This window comes from Acidithiobacillus sp. TH-A35 (assembly GCF_057473505.1).
On the sequence record NZ_JBYCKR010000285.1, the window covers coordinates 1 to 8,414 of the forward strand.

4 protein-coding genes and 2 pseudogenes are annotated in these 8,414 nt (G+C 61.0%); 4 read left to right on the forward strand and 2 right to left on the reverse strand.

Translation table 11 applies throughout. From position 1 onward, the window contains the following. The 4 genes and pseudogenes from AC2VNK_RS09250 to hemE all read left to right on the forward strand — a co-directional run. Window positions 1–281 (forward strand): annotated as a pseudogene (locus AC2VNK_RS09250) (deoxyguanosinetriphosphate triphosphohydrolase); the annotation flags it as partial. 88 nt (window positions 282–369) lie between these two features. Beyond that, entirely contained in the window at window positions 370–4,797 is a 4,428-nt protein-coding gene (gltB, locus tag AC2VNK_RS09255; RefSeq protein WP_486883550.1) for a glutamate synthase large subunit, read from the forward strand. Window positions 4,798–4,820: 23 nt separating this feature from the next. After that, a complete protein-coding gene (locus AC2VNK_RS09260) occupies window positions 4,821–6,218 on the forward strand; it encodes an FAD-dependent oxidoreductase (protein ID WP_486883551.1) in 1,398 nt (465 codons plus the stop codon). Window positions 6,219–6,221: 3 nt separating this feature from the next. Beyond that, window positions 6,222–7,280 carry a uroporphyrinogen decarboxylase gene (gene hemE / locus AC2VNK_RS09265; RefSeq protein ID WP_291521072.1) on the forward strand — a complete coding sequence of 353 codons (1,059 nt, stop codon included), beginning with the start codon at window positions 6,222–6,224 and terminating at the stop codon, window positions 7,278–7,280. Here hemE and AC2VNK_RS09270 read toward each other — a convergent pair. Together AC2VNK_RS09270 and AC2VNK_RS09275 are read right to left on the reverse strand one after the other, a co-directional pair. Further along, window positions 7,277–8,179 (reverse strand): lysophospholipid acyltransferase family protein, encoded by a 903-nt coding sequence (locus AC2VNK_RS09270; protein WP_486883552.1) that lies wholly within the window; start codon window positions 8,177–8,179, stop codon window positions 7,277–7,279. The two genes, hemE and AC2VNK_RS09270, sit on opposite strands and share 4 nt — an antisense overlap. After that, a pseudogene (locus AC2VNK_RS09275) lies at window positions 8,176–8,414 on the reverse strand (GNAT family N-acetyltransferase); the annotation flags it as partial. The pseudogene AC2VNK_RS09275 and the gene AC2VNK_RS09270, both read right to left, overlap by 4 nt.

Here is an 8,414-nt window from a genome sequence, read left to right on the forward strand (position 1 = left end):
ACGAAGTCGCCACCCTCAAACACTTCCTCTTTCAGCGGATGTATCGTCACCCCCGGGTGCATCGTCAGGCAGAAAAAGCCAAGCGCCTGGTACGCAAACTTTTTCATACCCTGCGTGAAGATCCGCGACTGCTCCCGCTGAAATATCAGGTGCGCATCAACGAGTGTGACGGTGCAGCGAAGCGCCAGGCGCGTGTCGTTGCCGACTATGTGGCCGGCATGACCGACCGCTTTGCCATTGCCGAGTATGACCGCCTCTTCGATCCACACGGCGAGGCTTGAGCCCTTGGATGGTGCCCACGAGCGCGTTATACTGCCCGGCCCTGCTTTGCAGTCCGGCGACAGGGTGACGTGACAATCAGGTGACGATATGACGCAAAGCTTATACTCCCCCGACTTTGAACGGGACTCCTGCGGCTTCGGGCTGATTGCCCAGATGGACAACCAGGCCAGTCACGCCATTGTCGCGACGGCAATCACTTCCCTGGCGCGGCTCACCCACCGCGGCGCGGTAGCCGCCGACGGCAAAAGTGGCGACGGTTGCGGCTTGCTGTTGCAAATGCCGGAGGCCTTTTTTCGCGCTATCGCCGCCGATCGGGGTATCACTCTCGGCAAGCATTTCGGTATCGGCCAGTTTTTTCTCCCACAGGACCAAGCTGTTGCGGGTGAAATCCGCACGACACTGGATGCCGAAGCCCAAGACCTCGGTCTCCGATGTCTGGGCTGGCGCGAGGTCCCTACCGACCTTGCCGCTTGTGGCGATGAAGCCCTTGGGAGCCTGCCAGGAGTCTGGCAGGCCTTTGTGGACCTCCCCGACGCTGCGGACACGGACAGTCGCGAACGCCTCCTCTATCGCCTGCGGCGGCGGGTAGAAAAACGCTTTGTCGACGAGAGCAGTTTTTTTGCTGTGACCTGCTCCTCTCAGGTCATCGGCTACAAGGGCTTAGTGCTGCCAGAGAATCTCCCCGTTTTTTATCCCGACCTCTGCGACCCGCGCTTCGCCTCCGCGCTCGTCACCTACCACCAACGCTTTTCCACTAATACCTGGCCGGAATGGCGGCTATGCCAACCCTTCCGCATGCTCGCCCACAATGGCGAGTTGAATACGGTGCAGGGCAACCGCCTGTGGGCCAAGGCCCGCGAGGCGCAACTCCAATCCGACCTGCTGCCTATGGCTGAAGTGCTGCCTGCGGTGGGCGGCGGCAGCGACTCCTTCAGCCTCGACAACATGCTTGAACTGCTGGTGCAGGGCGGCATGGACTTCTTCAAGGCCATCCGTCTGCTGGTGCCGCCCGCCTGGCATAATGTCCCGCGCATTGAGCCCGCCCTACGCGCCTTCTACGAATATCACTCCATGCGCATGGAGGCCTGGGATGGCCCTGCCGGACTGGTGCTGAACACCGGACGCATCGCTGCCTGCGCACTGGATCGCAACGGTCTGCGCCCGGCCCGTTATGTCATCACCAAAGACCGTATCATCAACATCGCTTCCGAAGTGGGCGTCTTTGACTACGATCACCGCGACATCGCCGTGCAGGGTCGGGTCGGGCCAGGGCAACTGGTGGCGGTGGATATGGCCACCGGTAAATTCCTGGAGTCGGCAGACATCGACGCGCAAATCCAGAACAGCCACCCCTACCGGGAATGGCTGGATCAGTATGCTGAGCATCTCGACAGTGACGATAGCGACACCACCCCCGCACTGCCGGTAACCGACCTTTTGGTCAGCGAAAAGGCCTTTGGTGTCAGCTTTGAGGAAGAAGACCAGGTGATCCGCGTCCTCGCCGAAGGCGCCCAGGAAGCCGTCGGTTCCATGGGCGACGATACCCCCGTGGCGGTCCTGTCGCGGCAAGCCCGGCATATTGCCGATTATTTCCGACAGCAGTTCGCCCAGGTCACCAATCCCCCCATAGATCCCCTGCGCGAAGCGCTGGTGATGTCCCTCAACACGGTCATCGGCAGCGAGAGCAATCTCTTCGCCGAGCGTCCCGAATATGCCCGGCGCATTGAAGTACACTCCCCGGTGCTCTCCGACGCCACTTTCAGCGCCCTCACCAGCCGCACGGAACCTGCCTTTCGCGGCCAGACTTTTGATCTCTGCTATTCCGCTGCGGACAGCAATCTGGGAGGCGCCATCGAAGCCCTCTGCGAAGAAGTCATCGAAGCGGTGCGGCACGGAGCCGTTATCCTGGTGCTCTCAGATCACGCCCTGGGGCGCGATCGGCTCTACATCCCGGCACTGATGGCGGTAGGTGCAGTCCACCATGCCCTCATTGAGGCCGGCCTGCGCACCCGCTGCAATATCGTCGTGGCCACCGCCCATACCCGCGATCCCCACCATTTCGCCACTTTGATCGGTTACGGTGCCACCGCTGTCTACCCCTACCTGAGCTATGCCATCATCCGCAGCCTGGGCGAGCGGCGTGCCTTCAGCCAGCCGGTCACGGTCCTCAAGGCGCTGGAAAATTATCGCAAAGGCATCGACAAAGGCCTCTACAAGATCCTGTCCAAGATGGGGATTTCCACCCTCGCCTCCTACCGCAGTACCCAGCTCTTTGAGGCACTGGGCCTGGATCAGATGGTGGTGGAGCGCTGCTTCAAGGGGACGGTGAGCCGGATTGGCGGCGCTTCCTTCAGTACATTGGAAAGCGATATCCGCCAGCAGGTCCGCGACGCCTACCTGCCGCGAAAGACACTTCCTGTCGGCGGTCTGCTCAAATATGTCAACGGCGGTGAATATCACGCCTACCACCCGGACGTTGTCCAGAGCCTGCAAACAGCCGTAAAATCAGGGCGCTATGCCGACTATCAGGTATTTTCCGGACTCGTCAATGAGCGCCCGGTCACCAACCTGCGCGACTTACTGCAATTGCGCACCATAACACAACCCATTCCACTCAGTGAGGTCGAGCCCATCGAGGCCATTACCCGCCGTTTTGACACCGCAGCCATGTCCCTGGGCGCGCTCTCGCCCGAGGCCCATGAGGCCTTGGCTATCGCCATGAACACCATCGGCGGGCGCTCCAACTCGGGTGAAGGCGGCGAAGATCCGGCCCGTTACCACAACAACAAGGTCAGCAAGATCAAGCAGATCGCCTCCGGTCGCTTTGGCGTGACACCGGAATATGCCGTCAATGCCGAAGAGTTGCAGATCAAGGTAGCCCAGGGTGCCAAGCCCGGCGAAGGCGGTCAACTGCCGGGGCATAAGGTCAGCGGCATCATCGCCCGTCTGCGCTACGCCAAGGAGGGCGTCGCCCTCATCAGCCCGCCGCCCCACCACGATATCTATTCCATCGAGGATCTGGCACAGCTCATTTTTGACCTCAAGCAGATCAATCCGCAGGCCTATGTCTCCGTCAAACTGGTCTCCGAGGCTGGTGTCGGTACCATCGCGGCCGGGGTAGCCAAGGCCTATGCCGACCGTATCACCATCGCCGGTTACGACGGTGGCACCGGCGCCAGTCCGCTGAGTTCGGTCAAATATGCCGGCTCACCGTGGGAACTGGGCCTGGCGGAAACCCAGGTCACCCTGCGCCGCAACCACTTGCGGCATCGAGTGCGTTTGCAGGCCGACGGCGGCTTCAAAACCGGACTGGATGTGGTCAAAGGCGCCCTGCTGGGAGCGGAAAGCTTCGGTTTTGGCACCGCACCAATGATTGCACTGGGTTGCAAGTATCTGCGCATCTGCCATCTCAACAACTGTGCCACCGGCATTGCCACGCAGGATGAGACCCTGCGCAAACATTTCACCGGCCTCCCGGAAATGGTCATCAATTATTTCCGCTTCGTCGCCGAAGAAGCCCGCGAAATCATGGCGCAACTCGGCGTCCGGCGTTTCGACGACCTCGTTGGTGCCAGCCAGATGCTGGAAATCGGTGGGGTGCAGACGGAAAAACAGGCGCATCTGGACCTGCGTCCGCTGCTGGGCAATACCGACCTGCGCGATGCCGACACCAACATTCAGACCCAGGACCGCAACCCGCCTTTCGACAAGGGTGATCTGGCGGAAACCATGGTGAAGGACGCCCGATCCGCGCTGGAAGCGCAAATCCCCACCCGCCTGCACTATCCAATCCGTAACGTGAACCGCTCCATCGGCGCCCGTCTCGCCGGAGAAATCGCCCGTCGCTATGGTAATTCTGGTCTGCGCGAGGATGCTGTGCATATCGAACTCCACGGAACAGCAGGTCAGTCTTTTGGTGCCTTCTGCGTGCAGGGGATGACCTTGCATCTGCACGGCGATGCCAACGATTACGTGGGTAAGGCCATGAACGGCGGCACCATTGTCATAGCGCCGCCAGCGGGCGTTTCCTACGCCAGCCAGGACTCGGCCATTGTCGGCAACACCTGTTTGTATGGGGCCACCGGCGGGCGTCTCTATGCGGCCGGGCGCGCCGGTGAGCGCTTTGCGGTGCGTAACTCCGGGGCCATCGCCGTGATCGAAGGCGCCGGGGACCACGCCTGCGAGTACATGACCGGCGGCCAGATCGTCATCCTCGGCTCGGTCGGCGTAAATTTCGGGGCGGGCATGACCGGTGGTCTCGCCTTTGTCCGCGATCAAGCCCGGCAGTTCCCTGATCAGGTGAACGGCGAACTGGTGAATTATCACCGGATTGAAACCGAGTCCATGCGCGGCTACGAGGCCCTCCTGCGGCGCCACATCGAAGCCCATGCGGGCACCACAGGCAGCCGTTATGCCGCAGGACTGCTCAAGGACTGGACCCACTTTATCCGCGATGTCTGGCTGGTGGTGCCCAAGGCCGCCAGGCTAGATGTCCTGCTCGAAGAAGCAAGCTGACCGCGTCACCCTGAGGAAAAACCATGAGTCATTTTTCATTCATCGAAGACCCGCGGCAGGACCCCAAAAAGCTGGACGTGGAAGAACGCCGCGAGGCCTTCAAGGAAATCTACCAAAGCTTTGACCTGGACAGTGCCCAGCTTCAGGCCGACCGCTGCCTGCACTGCGGCAATCCGTATTGTGAGTGGAAGTGCCCGGTGCACAACTATATTCCCAACTGGCTGCAGCTCATTGTTGAGAATCGTCTGGAAGAAGCGGCCAGTCTGTCCCATCAGACCAATACCCTGCCGGAGATCTGTGGCCGCATCTGCCCGCAGGACCGCCTTTGCGAGGGCGCATGTACCCTCAATGACGGCTTTGGCGCCGTCACCATTGGCAACCTCGAAAGATTCATCACCGAAGAAGCCCTGGCCCGCGGCTGGCGGCCGGAAATGCCCGATATCATCCCTAACGGCAAGCGTGTTGCGGTGGTGGGGGCCGGCCCTGCCGGACTGGGTTGTGCAGATATTCTCAACCGCGCCGGCACCGAAGTGGTTGTCTTTGACCGCTACCCGGCGGTTGGCGGCCTGCTCACCTTTGGCATCCCGCCTTTCAAGCTGGAAAAAGCGGTGGTCGCCCGCCGCGCCGATCTGTTGCAGGAAATGGGTATTCGTTTTCAGCTCGATACGGAAGTCGGCAAGGATATTTCTCTGGCCAGGCTGCTGGAAGATTTTGACGCCGTGTTTCTGGGGATGGGCACCTACGCCGCCAAGCGCGGCGATTTCCCTGGCGAAAACCTGCCTGGCGTCCTCAAGGCGCTGTCCTATCTGATCGCGAACACCCGTCAGCTGATGCAGTTGCCTGATCCGACCCTCCCTTATCTCAGCCTGTCCGGCAAGCAAGTCGTGGTACTGGGTGGCGGCGATACCGCCATGGACTGTCTGCGCACCGCCATCCGCCAGGGTGCTAGCCGCGTCACCTGTGCCTATCGCCGCGATGAAGAAAACATGCCTGGCTCGCGCCGGGAAGTCGCCAATGCCCGCGAAGAAGGTGTCAAATTCCTCTTCAACCGCCAGCCCGTCGAGGTCATTGGTGATGCGGCATCGGGCGCACGGGGGGTGCGCCTGGTCGAAACCCGTCTGGGGGAGCCCGATGCCAAGGGCCGTCGCCATCCGGAAATTGTCCCTGGCTCCGAGCAGGTGCTGGATGCCGATGCGGTGATCATCGCTTTTGGTTTTGATCCCTCCCCCGCCCCCTGGTTTGCGGAATACGGCATCAGCACGGACGCCCGTGGGCGGATCAGTACCAACGAACAATTCCAGACCACTAACCCACGTATCTTTGCCGGGGGCGACATGCGCCGCGGCTCTGATCTGGTCGTCACGGCGGTAGATGAAGGACGCCGGGCCGCCGAGGGCATTCTCAATCAACTGGGCGTATAGACGATGAAATCCACATTACAGAATGATAATTTCCTGCGTGCCTGCCTGCGCCAGCCGGTGGATCATGTCCCCATCTGGCTGATGCGTCAGGCCGGGCGTTACCTGCCGGAGTACCGTGCTACCCGCGCCCGTGCCGGGGATTTTCTCACCCTCTGCACCACACCGGAACTGGCCTGTGAAGTGACACTGCAGCCCATTGATCGCTTTCCGCTGGATGCCGCCATCCTTTTCTCGGACATTCTGACCATTCCTTATGTCATGGGACTCGGGCTGCAATTTCAGGAGGGCGAAGGTCCGGTATTCGAACGTCCCTTGCGTAACGCTGCGGACATCGACGCACTGAGTCAGCCCGATCCGGAAACGGAGCTGCGCTTTGTGATGGATGCGGTGCGCCTCATCCGCCGTGAGCTGAATGGACGGGTGCCCCTCATCGGCTTTGCTGGCAGCCCCTGGACCCTCGCCTGCTACATGATCGAAGGTCGCGGCAGCCGCGACTTCATCCATATCAAAGGGTTACTATATAGCGATCCGGCGCTGCTGCATCGCCTCCTACGTCATCTGGCCGCATCGGTCAGCCAATACCTCAACGCGCAGATTGCCGCTGGGGCGCAGGCAGTGATGATTTTTGATACCTGGGGTGGCAGTCTCAGCACCCCGGCTTATACAGAGTTCTCGCTTGCCTACATGAGCGAGATCATCGCCAGTTTGAAGCGCGAGGCGGAAGGCCGCCAGGTACCGATCCTGCTCTTTACCAAGGGCGGGGGTAACTGGTTGGAGGCAATGGCGGCGAGCGGCGCCGATGTGCTGGGCCTCGACTGGACAACCGAGTTAAGTGTCGCCCGCCAACATCTGGGTGATGGCATAGCGCTGCAGGGCAATATGGACCCCATCGCCCTCTATGGCAGCGCCAGCGCTGTCGCCGCAGAGGCCGAGCGCGTTCTGGCCAGCCATGGACCTGGGCCGGGCCACATCTTTAATCTCGGCCATGGCATCACCCCGCAAACCCCCATCGGAAATGTCGCCACCCTGGTGGAGAGCGTTCAGAACTGGCGGCCTGCCTAACCCTCGCGACCATGCCGCCACGCTGCCCAGGCATCCCGGATAAGACGACGGCGGGGATTATGCAGATAGGTGATTGAAGCCCCCTGCTCCATCCGCTGTAAGGCATCGGCAATAACCGCCTGAGCCGTTGCTGCCAGTTTCCGGCGACCCAATTCTGGCGCCAGCGCGGGCAGGAATTCCACGCGCAGTGTCAACGGTGCCGCCGCCGCCAGTCTCCAGAGATGTCCAAACAAGCTATCTTCACCAATGAAGGGGCAGAGAGGGTCGGGCTGACCGGGGCACAGCACATCTTCGTAACGCAAAGCCACCGGAATCGTCGATGCTACTGCCCCAGAGGCAATTTCAAAAGGTGCCGCAAAAAAATCGCCTACCCTTTTGCCGTCGCTAGTGGTGCCTTCCGGGAAAAGGATGATGCTAGTGCCCGCTGCCAAAATTTTGCCGGCCTGGCGCACCGTGCGCTGACTCGCACGGGCGTCGCCGCGATCAATAAAGAGCGTCCCCAGCCACTCGCCCATAATCCCGAAAAAAGGCCAGGCACGCATTTCCTTCTTCGCCACAAAACGACCAGGAACCAAGGTCGCGAGTGCGAGAATATCCAGGTAGGAAACATGGTTAGCGGCGACAAGTACCGGCGATTTGGGGACGATTCCATCCACACGCAAATGAATTCCAAAGATACGCAAGGCCCGCCGACTCCACCAGGCAAAGGCCCGATAACTGACCGCGTCCGGTTCGGACTTGCGCGCACAAGTCCATACCGCCAACGGAAAGGCCAGAAACAGATAAACCACCAGCACCGGTAGCCGCCAGATACGCCGCAAAGCCTTGGGCCGCGAACGGCGCCAGCGCCGCCCCGGGTAAGCCACCAGTACCGAGGCGGGCTTTTTACGGCGCATCATCTACGCGCGTCCACCGGTTCCAGGAAGCGTTGCTGATAGCGCGGGGTGATCAGACTAGACTCGCACCAGACGAAGAAATCTGCGCAATGGAATTGCGGATCCCAGAAAGGCTCGCCGCCGATGCGCACTCCCGCCCTTAAATAGCCCTTGAGCAGGCTAGGTAGTGTGGCGGGGCCTACCTGCGCCTGCACATCAAAATTGGGAACGGCGCGCAGGGGGAATACACGCTGCTCCT